Here is a 24,851-nt window from a genome sequence, read left to right as displayed (position 1 = left end):
TGAACATGAAAAAACACATTTATATTGCCTATACGGGCGGCACGATAGGTATGAAACCATCATCGCAGGGTTACGTCCCGGCGGCAGGCTTTCTTGGCGAAACACTGAAGAAAATGCCGGAGTTTCATCGCGAAGAGATGCCCCATTTTACCCTGCACGAATACGACAATCTGATAGATTCGTCAGATATGAATCCTTCCGACTGGCAACGTATCGCCGATGATATCGCACACAATTACGACGATTATGATGGCTTTATCATTTTGCACGGTACCGACACCATGGCATACACCGCATCCGCGTTAAGTTTTATGCTTGAAGATTTGGGCAAGCCGGTCATTGTCACCGGTTCTCAGATTCCATTGGCAGAACTGCGCTCCGACGGTCAGGTTAATTTACTTAATGCGCTGTTCATTGCAGCAAATTACCCGATTGCTGAAGTCGGATTGTTTTTCAACAACCGGCTGTTGCGGGGTAATCGCAGCAGAAAAGTCGACGCCGATGGCTTTAATGCCTTTGATTCGCCTAACTTCCCTCCTCTTCTTGAAGCGGGGATCAATATCCGGCTGAATGCCGGCACCCTGGCCACCGCCCCACCCTCTAAACTTGTTGTCAGTCAGGTCGTGGCCCAACCGATAGGCCTGGTAAGCTTATACCCGGGGATCTCTCATGAAGTCATCAAAAACACCTTACAGCAGCCTGTCAATGCACTAATTTTATTGAGCTACGGTGTGGGCAACGCGCCCCAGCACCCGGCGCTGCTTGAGCAACTTCGACACGCCCGTGACAAGCAAATCCCGGTTCTCAACTGTACTCAGTGTATGCGCGGCAGGGTAAATATGGGCGGCTATGCCACCGGTCATGGTCTGGCTGAGGCGGGCGTTCTGCCAGGCAGTGATATGACACCGGAAGCAGCGCTTGCTAAGCTTCATTACTTATTATCTAAGTCATTACCTTTTGAAAAAGTCACAAAGATGCTATCTGAAAACCTTCGTGGAGAGTTAAGCCAGTAATATGCCTTCGTTAACCGGAAATATCGCAAAGATGCGCGTTAGCGCCACACCAGATGACAACACCGTCAGGTATTCACTGCCTGTTGGCGAGCAGTTTATAGAAATGAATGACCTGATTGGTAGCGAGGTGGAGGTCAGTCATTCGGGGCTGATTCATTGTGTCCACTGTGGCAGCAAAACTAAAAAAAGCTTTAATCAGGGCTACTGTTACCGCTGCCTGATTACACTGGCGCAATGTGACAGCTGTATTATCAAACCAGAGAAGTGTCATTATCACGAAGGAACCTGCCGTGAGCCTGAATGGGGTGAAGCGCACTGTATGAGTGATCATTTTGTCTATCTGGCAAATACCGGCAACCTTAAGGTAGGTATTACCCGGCATGTAAAAGACAGTATCTCTAGCCGCTGGATGGACCAGGGCGCCAGTCAGGCACTGGTGATGCTGCGCGTGCCCGACCGATTAACCAGCGGTCAGGTTGAAACAATGTTTAAGTCGCATATTGCCGATAAAACAAATTGGCGCACGATGCTAAAGGGCGCACCTGACAAACAGGATCTTGAAGCAGAAAAGCAGCGCCTGCTGGCAGAACTTCAGCCAGAGCTTGATAAGTTGCGGGACGAAAAAGGATTACAGGCCATTTCAGAAACAGATATGGCCGCGGTGGAAATTGACTATCCGGTCACTGCCTATCCGGATAAAATAAAATCGATAAACCTGGATAAAACATCCTCTTTTTCAGGCACCCTGCAAGGAATTAAAGGCCAGTACTGGATGCTGGATGAGAACAGGGTCATTAATATGCGTAAGTATGCAGGCTACGGACTGACTGTGTCATACTAGTCCGGTATTTCCTTATGCGCATAGGTAAAAAAGCCCCGGTTTTCGGGGCTTTTTCTTTGTGCCGCCAGTACCTTAGTGTTTCGCGGCAATGGGTGATAACAGTAACTTAAGCGAATAAGCCTGTGTTTTTTCCGGCAACAAGCGATAATCATCGTATGGCTTAGCGCCCCAACTGTTATCGCCGCCCACACCACGTTGGCGGGTATCAATATTAATTTCAGTAAGCGGACGCGGTTGTATATCTGAAGTATGCCGATTCGGACCGTCTTTTGGATAGTCAAAATCTTCCACGGTATTATGATGAGCCGTAAAATCAAAGTGTGGAGCGCCTGTTATTTTCAGCCCTTCACCTTCATTATTACGGATCTCTAACCAGCGTACGTCACTACGGTTACCGTTTTCCTGAGGCCTGATATAAGGCGTATATAGCTCGCTGACCGCCGCCTTATAAATGCCAAGATCAGCGGCGAAATTGCGATCCTGATAATTTTCCCACGGCCCACGACCATACCACCTGACTTCATCAAACCCTTCCGGCATGTGCATTTGTAGTCCAAAACGGGGCATTTCCGGCAGACCTTCCGCCATGGTGGCGTTGTACGTCACCGCTACCTGCCCTTCATTGCCAATCTCGTACGCAATACTACCGGTGCTTGCCAGGGGTGGGAACTGATAACGGTACACCAGCCTGACTTTCCCCTGTTGCTTTTCAATCTCACTATCAACTAGCAAAGCTTTGTCGCCGGCATGGCGGAATTGACCACTGGTTTCGTGCAGTTTGTTACCGAAATCCTTATCTGTCATCGCGCGCCAAAAATTTGGTATCAACCCTTGCTTCACGAATTCCGTATCTGCTTTTTTATAACTACTAAGTACCCCGGTTTCTTTATCAAACTGCAGGGTTACATCATCTACCGTAATGTTTACTGCATCGGCAGATTCATCAACGACCAGTTTGTCTGCGGTTTTTAGCGTTATATCAGGCGCATTTTGTTGAAGCAGGAATTGTTCAGAGGCGACAGTATGCTGTTTTGGGAGCACACCCTGTTCTTCCTTCAGACGAAATTTGATATCAAGGGCGTATTCCCTGCCGGCTTTCATGTCGAATGCGGCTAATGCATCAATACTGATCGCCTCGGATTTCTGAGGCGCAGTATTAAGTGAAGGCAAATTGCCTTTTTTTAAAACCTGACCATCTTCAAGCAAAGACCAGTCGATAGTGACATAGCTCAGGTCTTTGAAGAAATTACGGTTGAAAATTGTGTAGTGAACAGCATCCTGTTGCTCAACAGCGATATTCTGATAAAGCTTTTTCACCTCATACAAAACGGGGTGCGGCTGACGATCCGCACCAATCAGGCCATTGGCCAGATAGTTATTGGCATTACGTGTTCCCTCAGGTTCAAAGTCACCACCATAAGCAAAGTATTCTCTACCGTCTTCGGTGGTCTGTGACAGTCCCTGATCAACCCAGTCCCATATACTGCCACCCTGAACCTGCGGATGAGCATAGACATAATCCCATAACTCTTTCAGGTTACCACCACTATTGCCCATGGTATGGGCGTATTCAACCCAGATAAACGGAGTATCAGGGTAATTGCCAACGTACTTAGAGGAAATCTCGTTCCTATCGGCATACATCCACCCCACGACATCAGTCATTTTTTCTTTGTGCCAGTCAGCGCGGGTTTCGTACTGCACAATCCGGTTATCATCCATCGCTTTAACCATTTCATAGGCTTCTGAAATCGTCGGCCCCGGCCCTATCTCGTTGCCCAGAGACCATGAAATTATAGACGGATGGTTTTTGTCCCGCTCAACCATACCGCTGATTCGGTCAAGGATGGCATCTTTAAACTGAGGGTCATTGCCCAGGCCTTCTTCCTCAAAACCATAACCATGGGATTCAACGTTTGCCTCATCAATGACATACAAACCATATCGGTCACAAAGCTTGTACCAGTAAGGGTCATTCGGATAGTGAGATGCCCGTACTGTGTTTATATTAAAGCGCTTCATCAATTTAATATCTTCGAGCATGCTTGCACGACCGATGGCCTGTCCGTTTTCAGGTTCATGCTCATGACGATTCACGCCCTTGATAATGACAGGCTCACCATTTACCAATAGCTGACCACCTTTGATTTCAACATTTTTAAAACCAATACCCTGACTGATGATTTGGTCTTCTTCGCCGGATTGAGACATCGTCAGTACCAGGTTATACAGCTTAGGCACTTCGGCTGACCAGGGCTGTACATTGCTAATGGTATGCGACATGGATACGCTGCTGCCTGCGCCAGCCTCAATATCCACATTTTTTTCCTGTTGCCAGACCAGCGACTTTCCATCGTAAAGCTCAGCCTTAACTGTTGCCGATACCGATTGCTGTTTTACATTAGACAGATCCACACCCAGTTGAAGCAATCCATCTTTAAGTTCGTTGGTCAGCCGTGTATCAGCGTGAAAATCCCAAAGCTGGGTTTTCGGGACAGCCTGTAAAAATATATCCCGCTGGATACCACTAACACGCCACATATCCTGATCTTCTAAGTAGCTCCCATCACTCCAGCGGTAGACTTCCAGCGCTATGCTGTTTTCACCGGTTTTCAGATACGGGCTCACATCAAACTCTGCAGGTAATTTGCCATCTTCACTGTAACCCACTTTTTTTCCGTTCACCCAGACATAAAACGCGGAGCGGACAGCACCAAAATGTAAAATTACCCGTTTGTCAGACCAGCTTGCGGGCACAGTGAAGGTCCGCTTATATGAACCAACCGGATTATATTCAGGTGGATGAGGTTTGTTTTTAGGAAAGCCGTAGCCGTGGTTGACGTAAATCGGATAGTCGTATCCATGCAGCTGCCAATTTGCAGGAACAGGGATTGAATCCCAGTCTGAGGTGTCAAAATCCTCTCTGAAAAAGGATGTGGGTCGCTTTTGCGGATTTTCGGCAAAGTGGAAGTCCCACTTGCCACTTAGCGTTTTATAGTAAGCAGACTGCTTATCATTTCCCGCCAGAGCCTTATCCCTTGATTTATAAGGCATGAAATATGCCCTGTCCGGCAGTGTGTTTACATTGTAGATCTCTGGATTATCCCATTCCGGCGAAGTTATTTGCTCAGTTGACTGGTGCTGCACACTGCCAGTGGTATCTGAATTACACCCTGACAGCGTGAATACGCTTACGCCCCACAAGGCCAAAAGCCCCATCCGCGATCGTTCCATCATAGCTACTACCTGCATGTAAATAACAAAGTGAGGCAATGTTAATACAATATTATATTTGTGTACACAGCGTAATTACTTCGATAAATGATCGGAATTGAAAAACTATACAGGCAGGTTCAAGCAGAGGTTTGCTTTGAGGTTGGTGTGCATACCGCGTCAGGCATGCACACCAAGGGATGGATAATTACTGATAAAGATGTGAATAGATAACCCGTTGGGTTTTCATTAGGTTTTGTCGGGCGATTGGCCAGAATATCGAAATATTATCGACATTGTTGTACTCAAGATCTGTTTCAAATCTTTCAGCCATGTCGTTTAGTGGCTCGGAATGAATGGTACGCAGTAGCTTCACCAGGTTTCTGCTGGTCAGAAGGATCTTACCGTGGCGGTCTTCTGCCACTGCATCGTCAATATCCTTAACTGCCTCACTCATTGTATCCATTAGCGAGGTCAGTGACTGCGCTAACGAGCCTACCTGTTCGTTTTGTTGCAAATATGGCAGCAGGTCGAACCATACGTGAGGATCATCAGGAACCGGATCGTTTGCGAACTCCGGTATTTCCCGCGCCGCAGGTGCATCCTCATGGCTGTTATCCTGTGCAGACTGTAGCTCGGCTTTTTGCGCATCAATGAGTGCTTTTTCCTGCTCTGCCAGCTTACTCTCGCTCTCTTTTAATCTTGCCTGGGCTTTCTCGAGTGCCTCTTCCTTACCGGTAAGCTGGGCCTTGCTTTGATTCAATTCTTCTTCCAGCTGTCGCAATGAATCACTCAACTCGTTCTGACTGGAATCCTGCTGTTTTAGCGATGCCTTTGTTTGTGCGTATTCCTTTTCTACGGCAGCCAGTTTTTCAGTAAGCGCCTGTTGACTGGATTTTAGCTCGCTAATGCTCTGCTCACGTTCACCCAGGGCAGATTGTTGTTTTTGTACCTGCGTTTTCAGCTCTGCTTCCTGCGCTTCCTGCTGACGTAGCTTTTCATTTAACGCCTCCGCTTTATCTCTGGCCTCGTCAAGTTCAGCCTGAAGCTTTTGTTCTTCGCTCTGCGTTTTCGAGACTTTCGAGTTTGCCTGGGTCAATGCCTCGCGACTTTGCTCCAACTGTGTCTGCATGGCGTTATTTTGGTTCTCAGCCTGATTCAGTGCCTGCTGCAGTTGCTTCTTCTGGGCTTCAATTTCTTCATGATGCTTACGCCACTGCTCATCGCTGCCACTCATCATTTCCTGCTGCTTTGAAGCGCGTTGAGCAACATCTTCAAGCTCAGATTTAAGCTGTTCCAGCATAGCCTGTTGCTCTTCGCGGGCGAGCTTTTCCTCTTCCATTTGCTGCTGTCTGGCTTCCAGTTCGCTCTGCGCTGCGCTCAGCTGTTCCTGTTTATCTTGTAATTCCTGAGTCAGACGCTGCTGTTCCTCCTCACGGGCCTTTTCACTGGACGCCATCTCGTCTTTTTGTTGCTGCGCCCGGGCCTGCATCTCTGACATTTCCTGCTGCAGCTGATCTAACAGCGATTGCTGTGCTTCCCTAGCGCGTTTCTCTTCATCCATTTGTTGCTGGCGAGTCTGCAATTCTGCTTTGGTTTCATCTAACTGCGCCTGACGGGCAGCCAGCGCTTTTTCCATTGCCTCCTGTTCATTCTGGCGGTCTTTTTCGGTCTGCTCTATAGCTGCCTGTTGCTCTGCCGAGCGTGACTCCATCGATGACAGCTCTGCCTTCAGTTTCTCAAACACTGCCTGTTGTTTAACCCGCTCTTCTTTATCGGATTCAGTGCGCTGCTGATTATCCTGCAATGTGGCCTTTGCTTCCTGTAGCTGTAATTGCTTCGCTTTCAGATCTTCCTGAAGTCGCGCATGCTCTTCCATGCGCTCGGCATTCAATTCAGCCAGTTTCTGCTGATTACTTTCTGCTTCTGCCCGGGTTTGCTGCATTTCTTCCTGAAGTTTGCTGACAATCGCCTGCTGACGCGCTTTTTCCTGTGCGGCGGCTTCATTTTGTCTTTTTGCCTCTTCAAGATTCTGAGCGGTATCGGTTAATAAGGCGTGTTTCGCATCCAATGCTTCCTGCAGACGTGCCTGCTCCTTTTCGCGCGCCTGGTTCAGTTCAGCCATTTCCTCCTGACGGGCTTTAGCCTGCGCCTCTGCTTCCTGCATTTCAAGTTGCAAACGCGTCAGCGTATCCTGCTGCTTCGCTTTTTCTTCACGATCTGCCTCTGCCTGAGCGCGAATATCCACCAGCGCCGATTCAGTCTGACTCAGCTGAGATTGCTTTTGCTCCAACTCTTGTTGCAACTGTCTTGCATAGGCCTCCATGTCCCCTTTTTCCTGCTGAGACATTTTTTCCAGCATTTCCATTTCGTGCTGCAGATGGTCAATATTTCTGGCTTTCGCCGCTAATTCAGCTTCTGCTGCCTGACATGCCAGCTCTATTTGGCGACGCTGTTTCTCTGCCTCTTCGCTGGCCTTGCGCTGATTCAGTAACTGCTCACGCAGCTTTTCTGATGTCTGACCCGAGCTGACTAACTGTGACTGCAATGTCTGAATCTTGCTGCTTACTGCTGTTAGTTCGTGGTCTTTTTCCTCTATTGATGCTTTAAGCGTATCAATTTGTTCAACATACTGCTGCACTTCATGCTGTTGCGCTTGCTGCTCGTCCTTCAGGCGTCCGGTTTCTTTCCTGCTTTCATCAAGCTGCGTCTGTGCCTGGCGATACTTTTTCTCGCTGTACTGAAGGGCATCCGCTATCTGGCTACGCTGTTGCTCAAGACTGCCGACTTTTGCGCTTGAACGGCTTAACTGCTCTTCCAGCTCTGTGTTAATTTGCTGGCTCTCAGCCAGTAAAGCGCGGTTGCTGGCATAGTCATCCTGCAAACTGGCCAGATGCTCACTGATATCTTTATGCGCCTGTTGAAGGTCTGAAATAGTTTCGAGTTTTTCAGATAAATCTTCTTCGGCCTGATTGAGTCGCTTCTCTGTGGATGCCAGAGACTGCTCAGTTTCTGCCAACGTTGCAGACTGTCGCTGCAATTTGTCTTCGCTGGTTGCCAGCATTTGCTGCTTTTCTTCCACTTCACGTTGTGCAGCCTCCCTTAAACGCACGGCCTCCATCCGAGCTGCGTTTGACTGCTCAATGGCGCGAAGGTCAACCCATATGCAGATAACCGACTGCAATGCACCATCACGGTGAATAGGAATAAGTGTGACCTCGCACGGCAGTTCCTCGTTACTGTGTGCATGCTGCCAGTTAAACGTTAGTACCTGCCCCTGCGTCTTTGCCAGTTCGAGTTTATCTGCCATCATCTGACTATCTGCATCGCTGACATTCAGCGGGCGGAAATCCGGGCTTTTACCCAGCAGTTCGTCTTCATCATCCAACCCGAAGAAGACACAGGCAGCAGAATTCAAATGTGAGAAGCCATCCTCAGAGAGGATCCCCACCGGTACACTGGCGTATTTAACCAGTTTTTCAAAGCGGGTATTCAGGAACTCCTGCTCTTCTCTGCCGCCTATCCAACAAACAAATTCCTGTGGAATTTCACTGATTTTACTCGCATGTAACGTCGCTGACAGCGGCTTGAGCGCACCGTTTAAACGAGCAGGCAGCTCTGCAAATCTGTCGTGTCGCTGTAGCTTTTTAGCCGCTCTGCGGGCGTCATCAGCATTAGTGAACAGGTTATAAAAAGACTTGCCGCGAAGTTCATCACCAGATAAACCGAGCTGTCTGGATGTTGTATGGTTGCTCTCTTTGATAATATCGTTTTCATCGAACATCACCACACCCATCGGAGCCTGATCCATAAAGCTCAATAGACGTTGTCGGGCATGATTACGTTCATCTTCAAGTGCAATGTTATCGGTCAAATCCTGGACTACCACCAGTACTGCCGTTCTCTGATTATTTTCACTTATCGGCTGTAGAAGTAACTTAAGTGTCCGGGTCTGACCTTGCTCGTTTTCAAGAGTAATCACCTCCTGTTTGAGCATTGTGCCCTGCAGCGTACTGTGAAGCTTTTTAATTTTTTCACTCAATCCAGCCAGCTCAGTAATCTTCTGGCCCTTGACCACACCTGATTCGAGATCAAATGTTTTGGCGAACTCACGATTGTAATGTTCAATAGTTAGTGTGTTATTAAGCAGATAAGTGCTGTGAGGCAGCATTGCACAAAGGGACTGGAAGTGGCGTTTATGTGTCGCAGCCTGACTGGCAAAATCACGTTCAGCCTGACGATTGATGCAAGTGAGGTGAATAAGCGGTTCGTCCTCCAACGTATACGCTACCGCACTGGCGTAGAGTGTAACGGGAACCGGTCTGTCGGCACAGACCAAATCGACCTCAATGCTATCGCTATGACCTTCTGCAGCCCGGGATAACAACTGTACAACCGCATTTTTACTTTTATCGGAAAATAACGATTCAATACTTTGAACATCTTGTGCGGACTGACCCAGCCATGCAGCCATGCTCTCGTTAATACTGACATCGCCCGTGGCGGGGCGTAACTGAATTATCCCCAGCGCCTTCTGATTCCACAATGCGTACTGGTGTGCCTCCATCACTTCAGCATTACTGAGTTTATGCTCATACTGGTCGACGTCTTCGATTACCAGTTGACCATTGCACCGTGTCGTATCCGGCATATTGGGAATCACACGAATACGAAAATAACGGTCACGGGCAGGAAGCTTACACACCAGTATTTGTTCCCAGTCGGCTTGCAACGCTTTACTCAATGCGTCCCGGACACTCTCAGGCAATACATCGGTCACCGGCTGACCCATTAACAAATCCGGCTTTTGTCCTAATACCGCTGCCGCAGTTCTGTTCAGTGTCAAAATTTCGTGAGCGTCATCAAGATAGATGATACCGGTAGGCAGGTTGTCCTGACGTGATACCAGCTTGTCAATTTCTGCCTGGCCGCTCTGCTGCGCGCGCAATAAGCGCTTATTCGCAAAGACCTTGGCAACAAATAAGATGATAAAAAGTACAGCGATGCTTACCAGAGACCAGAAGCCGATGGCAAACAATGTAGCGGGCATGGCTTGTACCTGCGCGGCCATCGCCCAGACACGCGAAGGGGCCAGTACATATAATAAACCGAATAAAACAGCAGGCATCGATAGCCGGACATTTACAGACATAAATAAAACCAGGTCGCTCCAGTGACATACCTGAGTGTACATGCACTTCGACGCTAAGTTTTTGATCAAATTTTTAAGAACGTCTGAACTTTCATACGTTTGTCGGTGAACAGCGCTTTTTGTAAAGCGTGCGTTACTTTCTGTATATTCAGTGATGTCGAAGGGCTATACAGAAAACAAAGATGAAGGAGCTAGACAGCAAGCTCGACGATGCCTCGTTTTACGTTGCCAGTTTATTACGTTGAGCTTTTTGATTTGCAGCCGGTAAGCGTTAACTCATTAGCACTGATGGTAAAGGGCCCAGCCTTTAGTAATGCGTTGATACCCAGGATATTCGCGCCAGAAGGAATGACAGCCACTTCAACGGCCCCAAGGTCGCAATTCCCCCCGATATTGATCGAGCTTACGCTGAACCGCTGTAGTTTCTGGATCTGACCATTAGCCATGCGTGCTGCGATGTAGCCCATCGAGGTTACCTTTGCGTTTCGGGTCAGTGCAGAAAAGGTCTTCTTATTCAGCGTGACCAGCCCTGACCCCGTATCTACCAAAAATGACGTGCTTAACGCATTATTAATCGTCGCCTCAACATACAATGTCCCCGTGCCCTGTCTGGATAGTGCTATCCCCTGCGGTTCAGCATTTACTGTAAACGCAGAAATGAATAGCGATATCAGAAAGAAGCAAACCAACTTTATAAGCGGACGTATAAACATGTTCAGTAAGTGAGTAGAAGCACGTGTCAATAAGATGGCAAGAAAAGCACCACTATTTATCTGTTTGAATAGATGGAGTTTTTGAAAATTGAGACTAACACTATTGCACATTTTTAGCGCAGCATTAGTTCACTGGCACTGTATTGGGGCATGTAGCGCTGACTATCAGTAGCCAGGTTCGATAAATGCTGATAGCTTTTACAAATCACCAGAGATTATTCAATCAGATACTAATGCCCCTTATAATTGAGTTATCAACAATACGAGGCTAAAGCGATGAAAAAACTGACTAAAATTGCATTATTACCGATTGCTCTAATTAGCTGCTGGTCAACAGCACAGGCTGATGAAACAGTAAAAATTCAGGTTGCAGACTTCTCCGGCAAACCGCCTTTTAAAAGAAATATCGTAGAGGTTTCTGTGAAGGATGTTGCCAAACTGGAAGAGATATCTCAGGATGGGCAACCTACCGAGTATGTTGAAGTTCGTACCGTCGATATGCGTGGCAAGCCGCCATATCGACGTCAGGTAGAAACCCTTGCTGTCTATGATGTTGCAAAACTGGAGGAAGTTCAGCAAAAGGTTCGTACCGGCCGACCACCTTTCCAGCGTTAAGTAATCACACATTTAATTTAGTCGCACAGGCATATCAGCCTGTGCGACATTTTATTGTCAGAATGCAAATTCCGCCCTTAACAGTTATACCTCTGTCTTACTGACACGCCTATGCTCCAGACACCTCACACGAACGTATTCCTAAACCGTGTTCTCCATTTCACAGGTTGTAATCACCCGCACTCAAAGAAACGATTCTAGCCAATAGCCATGGACGACCAGCCTGACTGTCACCATTCATCGCTTTAAAGTGCACAGAAATGGCGTCTTTGACCGCGATTGCGTGTGATATTGAAGGAAGGCAAACATTTGACCTGTAAGCCTTATCTATAGATAACGAGCGTCTACGTAGCCAAAGATATACATCTGTGTAACAAGTTGACTTAAAGATGTAATAAATAAGATTTAGTGTATGTATCTTGCATATTCCGACGACGCGAATTACGCGGTATACGCGGACCACGCCAGCGTTGCTGGCTGCGTTTGCGGCAATTTTAAAAACAAGAAAGGCTTTACATGCGCAATATACCTTTAAAAAAAACACTCTTCACCTGTACTTTTGGCCTGTTATTCGCCCCAGCGGTTCACGCGGATGATATTCAGGTTTATTTCAACGCCCAGGTAAATCCACCAGCCATTCAGGCAAACCTGGAATCGAAGATTGTAGCTTTAATCAATCAGTCACAGCAGACCCTGGATATTGCTGTCTATGATATGGACCTGCCAGGCGTTGCAACTGCTATTGTTGATGCTAAGGATCGTGGCGTGTCTGTCAGAGTTATTACCGATAACGATAATACCGGTGCAGAAAATCAGGAAGCTTACAGTATTCTTTCTAACGGGAATGTACCTTTTATCGACGACACTGCCGACAATTCTGCTGGCTCAGGATTGCAACATAATAAGCTGATTGTTGTAGATGGACGATACGTACTTGCCGGCAGTACCAACTTCACCCAGTCAGGCATTCATGGCGACCTGGATGCTGAAGGAAATTTGATTTCAGACGGTAATGACAATCATATTCTGGTTATAGATAGCATAGAACTGGCACGCGAAGTGACAACACAAATGGATTTAATGTGGGGCGATGGACCAGGCGGTCTGAGTGATTCGCTGTTCGGTTTAAGTAAACCTGACCATGCGTTAACTACAGTTTATACCACAAACGATAACATTCGCATTGACGTGCAATTTACTCCCCAGTCAGCAAGTAATTATCAGGGCTCTGGCATAGATACAACAGTTGGCTTTGTGAGTGCGGGACTCTCAGAAATTGATATTGCGCAGTTTGTCATCTCTGCACAGGATATTGCGGACGCTGCTGAAGTGCCCAACAACAGTGGTGCTGTAGTCAGAGGGATTGGTGATAGTAGCTTTTTCTACCGGTACTATAGCGAGTTCCAGGATATGCTGGGCAATACTGTTCTCAAGGATGATGGTACAGAGGAAGTAGATAGCTTCACCGGCGCAACAAACAATCCGTGGGAGATTCCTGCAGATATGCGCGTTGCTTCCCACTTACAGGGAGGTGATAAATGGCACCACAAATATATACGTGTTGATGACAAAGTACTTACCGGTTCGCATAATGCTTCCGGTGCAGGCTCGTTTACTAACGATGAAACCATTTTGATTATTCACGATGCGCAGACTGCAGCAAAGTTTAAAGGTCACTTTGACCTCGCATTTTGTCTCTCAGGCAGTGAGCAAAACTGTACAGAAACCACCTTCCAGGGTGGCACATGGGAGGGTGTAACCTTCTCTGGTGAGGAGGTAGCCAGTGTGCTGGATATTGTTAATAATGCTACCATGCAGCAACTGGATATCGATGCAGCAATGAATAAACGTACTGCTGAAAATATTATCAGCGCAAGACCGATAGCGGATATGGATCAGTTGGAAGCTGTCCCCTATGTCGGGAATGCGGCTATGACCGATCTTTATGATTACATGCCTGCCTGGGAAGCGCTGTAATATCAAAATAACATCAGTGAGGTAGCATCTTCATAGCTAAGAGCTATCTCACTTTTTTCAACCAGGTATTAAAGCATATCCGAATGCCTTCTTTTAACTAGTTGGCAATTGGTAGAACATGAATACCAAAGTCCGGGCCAGGCGTGTAAAAGTTGGGTCTGATAGCTGACAAACACTTTTACCTCATATTCTCTTACGCTTATTCGCCATCATTATTTAAGACGGTAACACCTTTCCGGCCGACCAACCGTGCCATATATTTGTTCTGCCATAAGATCATCGGTTTCCAACATGTATTCAAGGTAGCGGCGCGCGGTAGAACGGCTAACGCCTATTCTATCGCCAACCTGCTGCGCGCTCAGAGCTTCATCCTGGCGAACAGTAAACACTTTTCGTATCTTTTGCAGTGTCAAACTATCTACACCCTTAGGTAATCTGGTTGAAGTCTGAACATGCTGTACACTGAAAAACTGATCAACCACCGACTGCGTCAGTTCAGAAGCACCAGAAAGCTGCTGCTGCCGGTTTTCAAAATTTCTGAGCGCCTGATGAAGGCGAGGCAGTAAGATAGGTTTTACCAGAAAGTCTGTAACTCCCAGCTTCATAGCCTGTTCAAGTACCTGGACCTCTTTTGCAGCTGTCAACAGGAACGTCTCGCTTTGATAGGTATTGTCACGAAGTAGTTTTAATAGCTCAAGGCCATTCCCGTCGGGCAGGTAGACGTCCATCAGCAGCAGATCCGGAGTTACGGCCTCAAGCAGAGTCCGCGCCGTTTTAACATCATTCGCCATACCCATGATCGAATAGCGTGCTGATCCGATAAGTTGCTGGGCAAGGAATTGAGCCACTTCAGGCTGATCTTCAACAATCACACAGGAATACGACATAACTAACTCTTAATTTCTGGTTTAGGAATATAGACGGAAAACCGTGCCCCGCCCAGTTCAGACTCGCCTATCTCAATACTTCCGCCACACGCTTCAAGATAAGTTTTGACCGAATACATTCCTACGCCGTGTCGGGCATCTTTTTTAGAACTGAAAGTAGGTGCAAAAATGTGTTCGTTGTTTACAGCTTCAATACCTTCTCCACTGTCCTCTACATCAAAAACTATATTATTGCCAAGTTCCTCAAGACTGACAAAAACAAGCGGTTCCCGAGTGTTCTTCGCACGTTGAACCGCTTCGATGGCATTATCAATAAGATTGCCGAAAATCGATACCAAACATTCCAGAAAATGTCTGTCCTCATAGCCATCAAGGTGTGTGTCCGGGCTGATCCTAAAAGAAATATTACATTCTCTGGCTTTATGATACTTACCAAATAATAGCGCAGCCAAGGTTGGCGTGTGAACCCGCTCAAGAAGCTGCTGAACCTGTGTTTGCACACCCTGGCTTTCGTTGCTTATTAGCTCAAGTGCCTTAGAGGTATTACCCATCTGTAACATTGCTGCGAGTGTATTAAGTTTATTCGAATAATCGTGTGTCTGAACTCTCAACAATTCAGCAAATGCCTCTACACGCGCTAATTGTCGCGAAAGCTGTTCCACCTCATCAGCTGGCCGTAGTGAGATAAGCAGGCCCGCGGTTTGCTTTTCTACCTGCAATGGTAACCGAGAAAGTACTAGTGACTGGTTATTGGCGAACAATTCGAACCCAGTAATATGCTCATGCGGGCTGCTCAGCAGAAAAGGCGTATGTTGACTGAAAAGATCTGTAAGATTTTTCGGGGGCGGCGCATCAGCAGGGCATAATAAATTTCTGGCCCGCTGATTCATTCTTTGCACGGTACCGTCAGTTTTAAGTGCAATAATCCCGGTACGAACTGTGTTGAAAATAGCTTTTTGCTCAGCATAAAGGCGCCCTATTTCATCAGGTTGAAGCCCAAACAGCTTGCTTCGGACTCGCCTTCCAATCCACAAGGCAGCTAACACCGCAAGTATTAAAATGCCTATTGCAATTGCCAATATCAAGATAGATCGTTTGTCTATGGCCAGGCTGACTGATTCGTCCAGATAACCTACTGAGACCAGGCCTATGACTTCATCTTTTTCGTTCAGCACAGGGGCCTTTCCTCTAATAGAGGGGCCCATTGAACCTTCAGCGCGTGAAACATAATAGCGCCCTGACAGCGCCGCATCACTGTCTCCTCCCTGCATTTGCATTCCCACTTTCTCAGCTATCGGGTGAAAAAGGCGCTTCTTATCATTGTTCCCCACTACCACAAAACTGGCACCGTAACCGTGCTGTAATAACGATAGTTCCTTTTTCAGCTCAGGGGGAAAGTACTCATTCTCAACCGCCTCAGTTATATCGGGCCGGCTTGCTAAAGACCGCGCTATGGCAAGTGCCTGCTGCCCGGTCTTATCTTCTATAACAGAAGCCAGCGTATACTGGCTGGCAATAAACAAAACTGCCAGTTCCAGCAGACTTAGCAGTGCTATACTGGCAACTAGCCAGGATTCTAATTTTCCAGTGAGTTTCAATACGCGTTCTCTGTATAAGCTTAATCTGGAGTAGCAGTACTACGGTTGCGTCTATTCTTAATAAATCCCAGAAGAGGTACCAATAACACCACAATAGCGATAGCCAGAATCGATAAGGTTAGCGGGCGCTCCCAAATAAAGTTTAACGATCCGTCTGAAATTAGCATAGCACGACGAAAGTTCCTTTCGATCATATCACCGAGTATAAAGCCCAATACGAGTATAAAGCCCAATAACAGTGGGGCCATCGGAAAAGCAAGCAGTCGAAGTAATAACGCAACACTGGCAAAGCCAATCATCATAAACAGATCAAAGGTATTGAAAGAAACCAGATAAACACCTATCAAACTGAAAAATAATATAAATATTGTCAGTAAAGATTTGGGCATGACAAGAATTTTCGCCAGATAGGGAATAAGAGGCAAATTTAAAATTAACAGAACGACATTACCGAAGTACATTGAAACGATAACCGACCAGAACACATCCGGATTATCCTGCATCAGCAATGGCCCTGGCTGCAGACCATACGCTATTAGCGCTCCCAGCATTATGGCTGTAGTTCCCGATCCAGGAATTCCCAATGTTAGTAGCGGCACGAATGAGCCGGTACAGGCAGCATTGTTAGCTGCTTCGGGCGCCGCCAGACCACGTTTAGCACCTCGTCCAAATGATTTTTTGTATTTTGCCGGGGCAAGATTTCTTTCTGCCGCATATGCCATAAAACTGGCAATAGTAGCCCCTGCACCGGGTAGCACGCCTATCAGAAAGCCAATAAAGGAAGACCGTCCTACCGAAGGATAGATTTCTCTGATTTCGTCACGACTAAGTTTAAAGCTACCCAGAGCCTTACCTCCCATCCCATCATCTTTGTCCTTATCCGGATTGATAACATTCATCAGCGCTTCAGAAAGCGCGAAAGTCGCCATCGCAATCAGTAAAAAGCTCAGGCCGTCCAATAAATCCGGTTGTCCAAAGGTAAACCGCTCGGTGCCTGATGATGGGTCAATTCCAACGGTTGACAGTGCCAAACCGAAAACGGTCATCATCATGGCTTTGAGGAACTCACCGTTACTTGAAAATGCAGCTATAGCTGTCAGCCCTAAAAGCATAAGCATAACGTAATCGCCGGAATGGAAACTAAGCGACACTTCAGCAAGCGTGGGCGCTGCTATCATAAGCATGATTGCACCGATGGTTCCACCGGTAAACGACGACCACGCAGCGATTGCCAGCGCCTTACCTGCCATTCCTTTCTGAGCCAGCGGATAGCCATCAAAAGAAGACGCTACGGTACCGGCGATACCCGGTGCATTGATGAGAATTGAACTGGTGGAACCACCAAAAATAGCACCGTAGTAGACCCCTGCCATCAGGATCATCCCTGAACTTGGTCCAATACTGTAAGTAATTGGAATCATCAGGGCGATAGCTGTAATTGGTCCCAGACCGGGCAACATGCCAATAAAGGTGCCAACAAGACAGCCGACCACAACATACATCACATTTTGCCATTGAAAGGCCGCGTCTACGCCGACCATTATTGCATCAAACATAGTTAACTCCAGAAAGTGCCAGTGGCAAGATAGATATCGAGAAGTTGGGTCATGAGTAGCCAGAATACGACGACTACCGGGACTGAGGAGAGCAGGAGCACCCTACTCCGGCGTTCACCCATGACCCAAAAACCTGTTAAAAGGAATAGCAGTGTAGCGACAATGAAACCTAGTGGTTCTAGTAGGAAGCTGTAGATCACCATTAGTAAAACTACCAGTCCTATTTGCTTTATATTGACGAATTTAAGACCAAGAGGTTTTTGCGAACCGGTACCTTCGCTGTATTTTATAATTTGTGTAACCACCCCTAAAAAGCTGAAGAGCAAACCTAATCCTGCATATAGTTTTGGTAGCGTTGATGAGTCAACCACTTCATATTTTTCAAATGGCAATAACGGAATTTGCCAGGCGTAAATGCCGTAGATAGTGAAAAAGGTCAGAAATAATCCCGGGCCCAATACTTGTCTGATAAGCATGATTAACTCCTAACGAATAAAACCTAATTTGGTCATCAGAACTTCAAGTTGTGCTTCTTGCTCTCGAAGGTCTGCCTGAAACTTATCGGTAGGTCTAAACAAATCCATCCACCCATTGCGATCTCTGACTTTTGCCCATGCTTCGGTTTGCATCAGTTTGCGATAACGCCTCACGTACTCTTCAACCTTCGAATCAGGCGTGTCAGGCGAAGCAAACAATCCACGCCAGTTTGCGAAACTTGTCTCATAGCCCATAGACTTTAGTGTTGGTAATTCAGGATACGCAGGTATTGGTTCAGGTGCCGTTACAGCAAGGATTCGGGCCTGGCCACTTTGGGCAATTTCCAGCGCCTCACTAAGCCCGGTGGATAGCATCTGTATTTCCCCGGAAAGCAAACCTGCTTTAGCCTGACCGCCCGCATCGTATGGGATATAGCGTATCCGTGCGCCATTTAGATCGGCAGCATTTACGGCTAGCGCAGCAACCAGATGGTCCATGCTTCCTCTGGCTGAACCTCCGGCGATGGTTATCGCGCGAATATCATCACGCAACTCATCAATGGCGTCATCCCACGTTTTAAAAGGCGAGTCGTCGCGAACAACGAAAGCACCATAATCAGCAATGATACTGGCGACTGGCTTCAGGTCGTGGTAGCTATATGGGACTTGGCCGGTCAGCGCTCGGATAACAATAGGAGTAGAGTTAACCATCAACATGTCACCCTGCCGGTTGCCTAGTTCAATCAGGTAAGCAATCGCCCGCCCGCCGCCACCTCCGGACATATTTTGAAAAGATGCGTTATCAGATATACCTGATTTCATCAGCGCCTCACCGATACCCCGGGCAGTAGTATCCCATCCCCCACCTGGCCCACCGGGTATAAGAAAGTGGTCCTTCGCTACTGCGCCGATGCTAACTCCCAAAAATAATAAAAAACTTAATAGTCTTAATTGCACACATGTCTCCTAAAAATCATAATGAAAACGCGCCGTAATCGCGTTTCCTTCAGTATTGGTGTTCACCAGTGCAAGCGTGCCCGGACCTGAAACACTACTGCGAATGCCATTTACCATTATTTTGGTGTCTTCATCGATGTAGTAAGACACGCCCAAGGTGTAACTTTGCGCCCTGGTGCCTTGCAAATCGCTCGTCGCATCCATAGATGAAGCTCTTACCGCAATCTCCCATGCGTTCGCTACACCTTTAGGCTGATTGAAACGTGCACTGGATGTAGAATAGAATTTGTGCTCACCGGTCAGCATGTAACTTGCTTGAATGTAATAGCCAGCGTAGGTGGCCCGATTCAATTCGGAGCTTGTATCGCTGGTCGATATTCGTCGCTCTGCGTACTCACCCTGTATAAGCAGCGGTCCATTTTGCCAAGCTGCTTCAAACCCATGCTGAGAAAGATAATCAAGGCGAACTAATTGACCGCCGGCACTGTAGTCCACGAGTCGAACATTCGGCTCACGAATTTCTGCACGGGCGAAAGCACCGTTGAGTTGTTCGTCACCGAATTCACGGTATGAACTCCATCCTCCAGCGTGAAAGAGTTGTTCATGGTCAAGTGCAAGATTCCAGGTTAATCGACCCGAAGCAGCTAGCGCTAATGCACCATCTGTGTCCTTCCCATTTGCACCAAATGCGTCATTTTTATAGATACCAAATGCGTAACGCAGGCCTGTGGTTGGAAAGTATTGATTTGCTGACACTCCCCAACGGAAATAGGGAGACATTGTATTTGCGACACTAGCCCTCTCTATAAGTGCCATGTGCTTAGAGCTTGTTAGCGCATCGAGTGAAATATCTTCTCTGATTTTCCCAAACTTAATGACAGGGCCATCATCAAAGCCGACGTATTCAAACCTTAGTAGTAAAATTTCTATGGTGTCTTCAGCAAACTCGAGAATCATTTTATACTCAAGGTCGGTGCGCTCCCCATCCACTGAAAGACGGGCGCGGCGGGGAAAAAGTTCTGCGCCAAAGTCTCCGCCATTATCAGCGTTATACGCGCCGTTAAAGCCATTGAAATCTATCTGAAGACGACCTCCAAGGGATACCTGACGGGAGCTACTTTCAAACTGCTGTTCAAGCCCGCTTAGCCTTTCTTCGTATTTGTTTGCTGTGTCGTTGTCGAAGTCTTGATTACTCTTCGCATTTGATTGTGACGCCACTGCCAGGCAGAACAGGGCAAAAGATAATTTATTCATTATTATTGGCACATTCACTTAAGACGGCCGCAAGCGTAATGTTAATCACCAGTTAAAGATATGTAATTGAAATAATTATTATTTAATTCATTAATGACGTTTTGCTCTTATTGTCCATGAGCTTTATGAACAATATTTTCATCATGAAGACTCATGATTTTTAATTACATCTTATTGAAAGTTGAAAGCGTGATATGGAAGGACAACATTTGAGTGAGCGAGTCTTTGGAGAGGAAATTTGAAAACGATGCCTCAGATATACGGCGAGCTGTATTTTTAAAAAAGATTTGATTTATCTGGCTAATGATATGTAGCTTGAGAAATGCGACCAGCCAGCATTGAACTAATTATTCCGTCAGTATGATATGCAGATTCACATGCACACGGATCATGGTAAGACAAAAAAGCGGGGTGAAAACGTAAGCAGCTACATCATGACCGCTTTTAACTAAAAGCACTGCTTATTAAGCCGTTTTTCCCAGTTGCCGGCATCTTCTCGCAGACAACTTTCTTCGCTATCCATGCGCATGTGGCGCTGAACATTTTTAACTACCAGACCTGAATCATTCATTTGTTTCTGTATAAGCACACACAATTTTTTGTCTATACCCTGCTCTTTCACCGCTACAAGTTCAGCGTCCAAGCTAAAAACACAAGTGATTACAAGACTGTCGGGAAAGTCGTTATGTCGGACAGTGTGAGTTAACCATAGAAACCCGCTATCCCAGGACTTCGCAGTTTCACAGGCACGGGTTAGCGCGGCGACTAAGGCCTTTTCCCTTTTTTGAAATGTTTTATTCATTACTTTTGCATTGTGTTTTAACCGAGCCAGGTACCGCGAAAATTTGACCCGGTACCTGTACGACTATTAACGAACCTCTTCGCCACCAAGCTCTCTGGCCAGGTCGTCTAAATCGGCTGCGGTTGAATCAAAGGCATGATCAGCATATTGATAAGCAACCGATACATGATGGTCCGACCGCCCGAGTTTTACCTTGAGGGCTTCGGCCTCCATATGCATAGCCGTATTTAAAAAACGATAAGCGTGCTGCTCAGTCTGAAACTCATATTCAATCTGAACTTTCATTGTTCAATGCTCTTTTTATCGTGATTAATCAGGCGCTGCTCAATCACTTCGCGAAGTCGTGTATACGCAGCAGAGTCATCTTGCGTAACCGGTCCGCAGGAAATCCACCTGAGTAAAGTATCATTTAATGAGTACGACTCACCGCTTTCCAGTTTATCCATCATCATTGCCAGTTGAATATCCTGCCGCTGAGCTAAGAAAGCTTCAGGACTTGGACAATCAGCGAGTAGCTCTAACTGCGTGGTAAACCAGCCGCGGTCTGCGTTAACGACAAGAGGCTTAAGCATTACCGACTGGTGCTGTTTATTCATGGCGCGCCAGACTTCATCAGGAATCTGGTCTGTAGCAGGACTGTCTGCATCAGTCCAGGCGCTTAAGCCACTTAACAGCGCACGATACTCTGCCTTTCTGGCATCCTTACGCTTATGGTTGCGGGCATCACGCAGCATAGTTTCTGCAAATTTCAGCTTCTTATCCAACTTTGGAACCGCTTTGCTTAATGCTCCGGCATCAGCTTTAATTTTATCAAGCTGACCCTGCGCTGCAGAAGCATCGGTCTCAGAAAGTTCCGCCAGTAAAGCGTCAATCATGTTAATCCACTGCTGTGCTTCAACTTTCTGTTTTTCTTTTATATCTGCCTGCTGAGATTTTAAAGCATCGAATAATGTATCATTCGCCTGCTTAAATGCACGCCACAGCTTGTTTTCGTGCTTCGGACCAGCATGACCAACCTGCTTCCATTCTTTTTGCAGATGTTGAGCCTGAGTCGCAGCGGCCTGACGATCCTCTATCTCCTGCAACGCATTTACCGCATCGATTAAGCTTTGCTTCTGTTCACGGTTTTCAAGATGCCATTGAGTAACGCGCTGGTTTACAGAAGAAGAGGCTTCACCCCACTGCTTTTTAAGTGCTTCATAAGTTGCCTTTTCAACCTGACCGGCATTACGCCATTCCTGTTTAAGCTGTTCATAGCGTTTCGCAATCGCTGTGATGTCTTCCTGAGAAGCTGAAAGCTGATTGACCGCTTCAATGAGTTTCAGCCGCTCCTGTTTGGCCTGTTCACGGATTTCCTCCTGCTTCGCATAGTGCTCTCTGCAGGGGGCGAACGCCTTTTCCAGGGCCGCGTCAAATTGAACAGATTCTTCGCTGTTATCACCAGGCTTCGTCAGGCTTTGCCATTGCTCTCGCAACACCTTTATCTGCTTTGCCCGGGCTTTGATACTGTCGGGGCGCTGACTTGCCAGCATTTCTGCCTGGGTCAATAATTCTGGTTTGCGTGGTGCCGCCAGATAGGATTGCCATCCTTCAAGGCGCTCGACTTGCGATCGAACATCTTCAAACCGTCGCTGTAAGCGACTCTGATCTGCATTACTGAGTGAATCAAACTCCGCTTTTAAATTTGAATAGCGTGAAAGCGCCGCTTTGTAACGGCCCTCGCTAATCAGGCTACCTACTATACTTAGCAATCGTCTGACCGATTTTGTTTTTTCATCGCTCGCTTCTTTTGCAGATTTGAGCGCTTTCCTGTGACGTTTTCGAATATCCCGCCATTGCGATAACCAGGCTTCAGGCATCTGTTCGATTTTTTGCACATAAGCATCGTATTCTTGTTCAAGCGCATCGAGCGCTTCCTGCGTCACAGCCTGCTGTTCGTCCGCAGTCTCAAGAAATGTCTCAAATTGTTTAGCAAGGTGCTGCTGTGTAGGAAAAATGGCGACAAGGTGTCCCAACCGCTCAAGGGTATGAGTCAGCCTGGCTTGTTCACGCGAATCAGCTGACAATAAGCGCTTATCTGGCAATTGACTGATTGCGTGCTCGAGCGCCTCCAGGCAAGTATTAGCATGCTCAACGGATGCCATTGCAACAGCAGTACGATCTTCGCCATATAACGCGTTTACTGCCTGAAAAGCAGTATTAGCTGCACTATGCGCATCAGCAAGTAATGCTTGTCTCTGTTCAGACTGCTGTGCTTCTTCCCACGCCGGGCGTAACATTTCCAGGTGCGCATCGACTCTTGCGTGCAGCGTTTTGAATTTATCTGCGGCGCGCGCTTGCGCCTCGTTATCCAGCCAGGTGAACTCATTACTTAGCTGATGGTACTCATCAACAAGCAACAACTGACGACGCTTAATTTCTGCATAATCTGCTTTATTCAGTAACGCCTTCAGTTTTGACAATAGTAATGTCAAAGCCTGCTGAACCGCTTCTGGTTTACGCTTCTGTTCATCACGCGCCTGCTTGTGCTCGTCAATAATGCGAATCAGCGTATCGCTGGATTCCTTACGCAGAAATTTATCTAGTTGCGCGTCAGAAGCATTCTGAATCAACGCTTCACGAATTTTTTCAGAAGCCTGGTTCTGGTAATATTGAAGGGTAAAATCATCCTGACCGACTTTACTTAACAGCTGCAACGTAGTGCTATCGTCAAGCCCTTCGACCGGTTTCATTAACGCGCGGCGTACCAGGTCGCTGTCTGCCGACTCCTTCAGATAATCAATACGTTGCTGATTATCGAGCTCCCTGCCCTGCTCTGCCAGTACGGCTTTTTCAACCTCTTGACGCGCTGTGCGCTTTACCACATCAAAGCGGGATAACTGCGCTGTCTTTTGCCACAATGCAAATTTGTCCAATCTGTGCAGTGCAGCCAGCGTCACGCCCGGGTCCGAATCATTAAAAGCGAGCTCATGCAGCGCTGACTTTTCCTGAGGCTTTTGGGGCGATAACTTGTCAACAGCAGCTTTGCGTATACTGGCATCTGCACTTTGATGGGCAGGCTTAAATAAACGTTTAAAGATCATCTTGTTTAAACCGCGCTATTTCCTGATTGGACGCTTTCAGGGACTGTTGAAAGTCCCGTTTACTTTTATGAACAATCTCACCCTGTTCATTAACCGTCATATGCTCATTTGAGTGAGCGACCTTTGACTGATACAGCATGACAGCCTGCATGGTGCTCTCGCACTGCTCGGCTGTCAGAGGTGTACCATCGGGCCATTTTCCCGTCTCGACGGCCTGGCGCAAACGGTCATAAACCTCAGGTGTCATTGCATCCAGAAGTGCTTCTATATTCATGATGAAAAACGTTTGATAATTAAAATACGAACCCGGTTAACGATGTACCAGATAAAACCAACAACCACCGAAAGTACGGCGAGATTGTATTGCAAATCGCCCTTCGCTGAGCCGCCCCAGTACATAAAGCCAAAACCGGCGACAAACAACAGCATTGCAAACATTGACTGATTTTGAATACTTTGGAGCTTTTGAAACTTCTTCAGCTGTTGCTTACGCAAAATATCTTCGGACGATGCATCAGCCAGACCAAATCCACAATGTGGACAACTGTCAGCTTTATCCGAGATTTTTTTACTACAGGATGGGCAATCGATTAGTGCCATGAATACTCCACGGTTACAAATAATGGGAAAGCAGGCGTGCACTGATGTATAAACACCAGATAAAAAAAACGTGTCAGCGCAAACCGGAATCGATATCCCTATTTACGCAGACAC

At 46.9% G+C, this 24,851-nt stretch carries 18 protein-coding genes; 4 read left to right on the top strand and 14 right to left on the bottom strand.

Annotation, left to right across the window (positions count from 1 at the left end; genetic code table 11):
• Positions 1-5: 5 nt before the first annotated feature.
• Positions 6-1,013, top strand: coding sequence for an asparaginase (ansA, locus tag FBQ74_RS07680; protein ID WP_139756119.1), 1,008 nt, complete (start codon positions 6-8; stop codon positions 1,011-1,013).
• A 1-nt stretch (position 1,014) separates the two neighbouring features.
• Positions 1,015-1,854, top strand: a complete 840-nt coding sequence (locus tag FBQ74_RS07675) for a DUF2797 domain-containing protein (protein ID WP_139756118.1) — start codon at positions 1,015-1,017, stop codon at positions 1,852-1,854.
• A 72-nt stretch (positions 1,855-1,926) separates the two neighbouring features.
• Here FBQ74_RS07675 and FBQ74_RS07670 read toward each other — a convergent pair whose 3' ends face one another.
• The 3 genes from FBQ74_RS07670 to FBQ74_RS07660 form a co-directional block, all read right to left on the bottom strand.
• Positions 1,927-5,091 (bottom strand): glycoside hydrolase family 2 TIM barrel-domain containing protein, encoded by a 3,165-nt coding sequence (locus FBQ74_RS07670; protein WP_168190636.1) that lies wholly within the window; start codon positions 5,089-5,091, stop codon positions 1,927-1,929.
• 184 nt (positions 5,092-5,275) lie between these two features.
• Positions 5,276-10,219: a PAS domain S-box protein gene (locus FBQ74_RS07665; protein ID WP_168190635.1), complete on the bottom strand. Its 4,944-nt coding sequence runs from the start codon at positions 10,217-10,219 to the stop codon at positions 5,276-5,278.
• A 236-nt stretch (positions 10,220-10,455) separates the two neighbouring features.
• Positions 10,456-10,932 (bottom strand): retroviral-like aspartic protease family protein, encoded by a 477-nt coding sequence (locus tag FBQ74_RS07660; protein WP_168190634.1) that lies wholly within the window; start codon positions 10,930-10,932, stop codon positions 10,456-10,458.
• A gap of 276 nt (positions 10,933-11,208) precedes the next feature.
• On the opposite strand from FBQ74_RS07660, the gene FBQ74_RS07655 reads away from it, so the two are divergent.
• Together FBQ74_RS07655 and FBQ74_RS07650 are read left to right on the top strand one after the other, a co-directional pair.
• On the top strand, positions 11,209-11,547 hold the full coding sequence (locus FBQ74_RS07655; protein ID WP_139756114.1) for a hypothetical protein: 339 nt from the start codon (positions 11,209-11,211) through the stop codon (positions 11,545-11,547).
• 516 nt (positions 11,548-12,063) lie between these two features.
• The gene (locus FBQ74_RS07650) at positions 12,064-13,524 is read left to right on the top strand and encodes a phospholipase D-like domain-containing protein (RefSeq protein WP_139756113.1); all 1,461 of its coding nucleotides are present in this window, start codon (positions 12,064-12,066) and stop codon (positions 13,522-13,524) included.
• A 212-nt stretch (positions 13,525-13,736) separates the two neighbouring features.
• Here the strand turns inward: FBQ74_RS07650 and FBQ74_RS07645 are convergent, their stop codons facing one another.
• From FBQ74_RS07645 to FBQ74_RS07595, 11 genes are all read right to left on the bottom strand, one after another.
• Positions 13,737-14,411, bottom strand: coding sequence for a response regulator (locus tag FBQ74_RS07645; RefSeq protein ID WP_139756112.1), 675 nt, complete (start codon positions 14,409-14,411; stop codon positions 13,737-13,739).
• A 2-nt stretch (positions 14,412-14,413) separates the two neighbouring features.
• Positions 14,414-16,009, bottom strand: coding sequence for a sensor histidine kinase (locus tag FBQ74_RS07640; protein ID WP_139756111.1), 1,596 nt, complete (start codon positions 16,007-16,009; stop codon positions 14,414-14,416).
• Positions 16,010-16,029: 20 nt separating this feature from the next.
• Entirely contained in the window at positions 16,030-17,565 is a 1,536-nt protein-coding gene (locus FBQ74_RS07635) for a tripartite tricarboxylate transporter permease (RefSeq protein WP_139756110.1), read from the bottom strand.
• Positions 17,566-17,567: 2 nt separating this feature from the next.
• Positions 17,568-18,041 carry a tripartite tricarboxylate transporter TctB family protein gene (locus FBQ74_RS07630; protein WP_139756109.1) on the bottom strand — a complete coding sequence of 158 codons (474 nt, stop codon included), beginning with the start codon at positions 18,039-18,041 and terminating at the stop codon, positions 17,568-17,570.
• A 9-nt stretch (positions 18,042-18,050) separates the two neighbouring features.
• Positions 18,051-18,998 (bottom strand): Bug family tripartite tricarboxylate transporter substrate binding protein, encoded by a 948-nt coding sequence (locus FBQ74_RS07625; RefSeq protein ID WP_168190633.1) that lies wholly within the window; start codon positions 18,996-18,998, stop codon positions 18,051-18,053.
• 9 nt (positions 18,999-19,007) lie between these two features.
• Positions 19,008-20,252: an OprO/OprP family phosphate-selective porin gene (locus FBQ74_RS07620; protein WP_139756108.1), complete on the bottom strand. Its 1,245-nt coding sequence runs from the start codon at positions 20,250-20,252 to the stop codon at positions 19,008-19,010.
• A gap of 448 nt (positions 20,253-20,700) precedes the next feature.
• The gene (locus tag FBQ74_RS07615) at positions 20,701-21,054 is read right to left on the bottom strand and encodes a Fis family transcriptional regulator (RefSeq protein ID WP_139756107.1); all 354 of its coding nucleotides are present in this window, start codon (positions 21,052-21,054) and stop codon (positions 20,701-20,703) included.
• A gap of 66 nt (positions 21,055-21,120) precedes the next feature.
• Positions 21,121-21,339: a hypothetical protein gene (locus tag FBQ74_RS07610; RefSeq protein ID WP_139756106.1), complete on the bottom strand. Its 219-nt coding sequence runs from the start codon at positions 21,337-21,339 to the stop codon at positions 21,121-21,123.
• Positions 21,336-24,137 (bottom strand): DUF349 domain-containing protein, encoded by a 2,802-nt coding sequence (locus FBQ74_RS07605; RefSeq protein WP_139756105.1) that lies wholly within the window; start codon positions 24,135-24,137, stop codon positions 21,336-21,338. Before FBQ74_RS07605 ends, FBQ74_RS07610 begins: the two co-directional genes overlap by 4 nt.
• Complete coding sequence (locus FBQ74_RS07600; protein WP_139756104.1) at positions 24,127-24,411, bottom strand: YeaC family protein; 285 nt, start codon at positions 24,409-24,411, stop codon at positions 24,127-24,129. The genes FBQ74_RS07605 and FBQ74_RS07600 overlap by 11 nt, the downstream gene beginning before the upstream one ends.
• Complete coding sequence (locus FBQ74_RS07595; protein ID WP_139756103.1) at positions 24,408-24,737, bottom strand: zinc ribbon domain-containing protein; 330 nt, start codon at positions 24,735-24,737, stop codon at positions 24,408-24,410. The genes FBQ74_RS07600 and FBQ74_RS07595 overlap by 4 nt, the downstream gene beginning before the upstream one ends.
• Positions 24,738-24,851: the final 114 nt, after the last annotated feature.

This window comes from Salinimonas iocasae (assembly GCF_006228385.1).
In the GTDB taxonomy this organism is placed as follows: Bacteria; Pseudomonadota; Gammaproteobacteria; order Enterobacterales; family Alteromonadaceae; genus Alteromonas; species Alteromonas iocasae.
The sequence above is the reverse complement of the archived record's forward strand: the minus strand, read 5'-3'. Positions and strand labels throughout refer to the sequence as shown.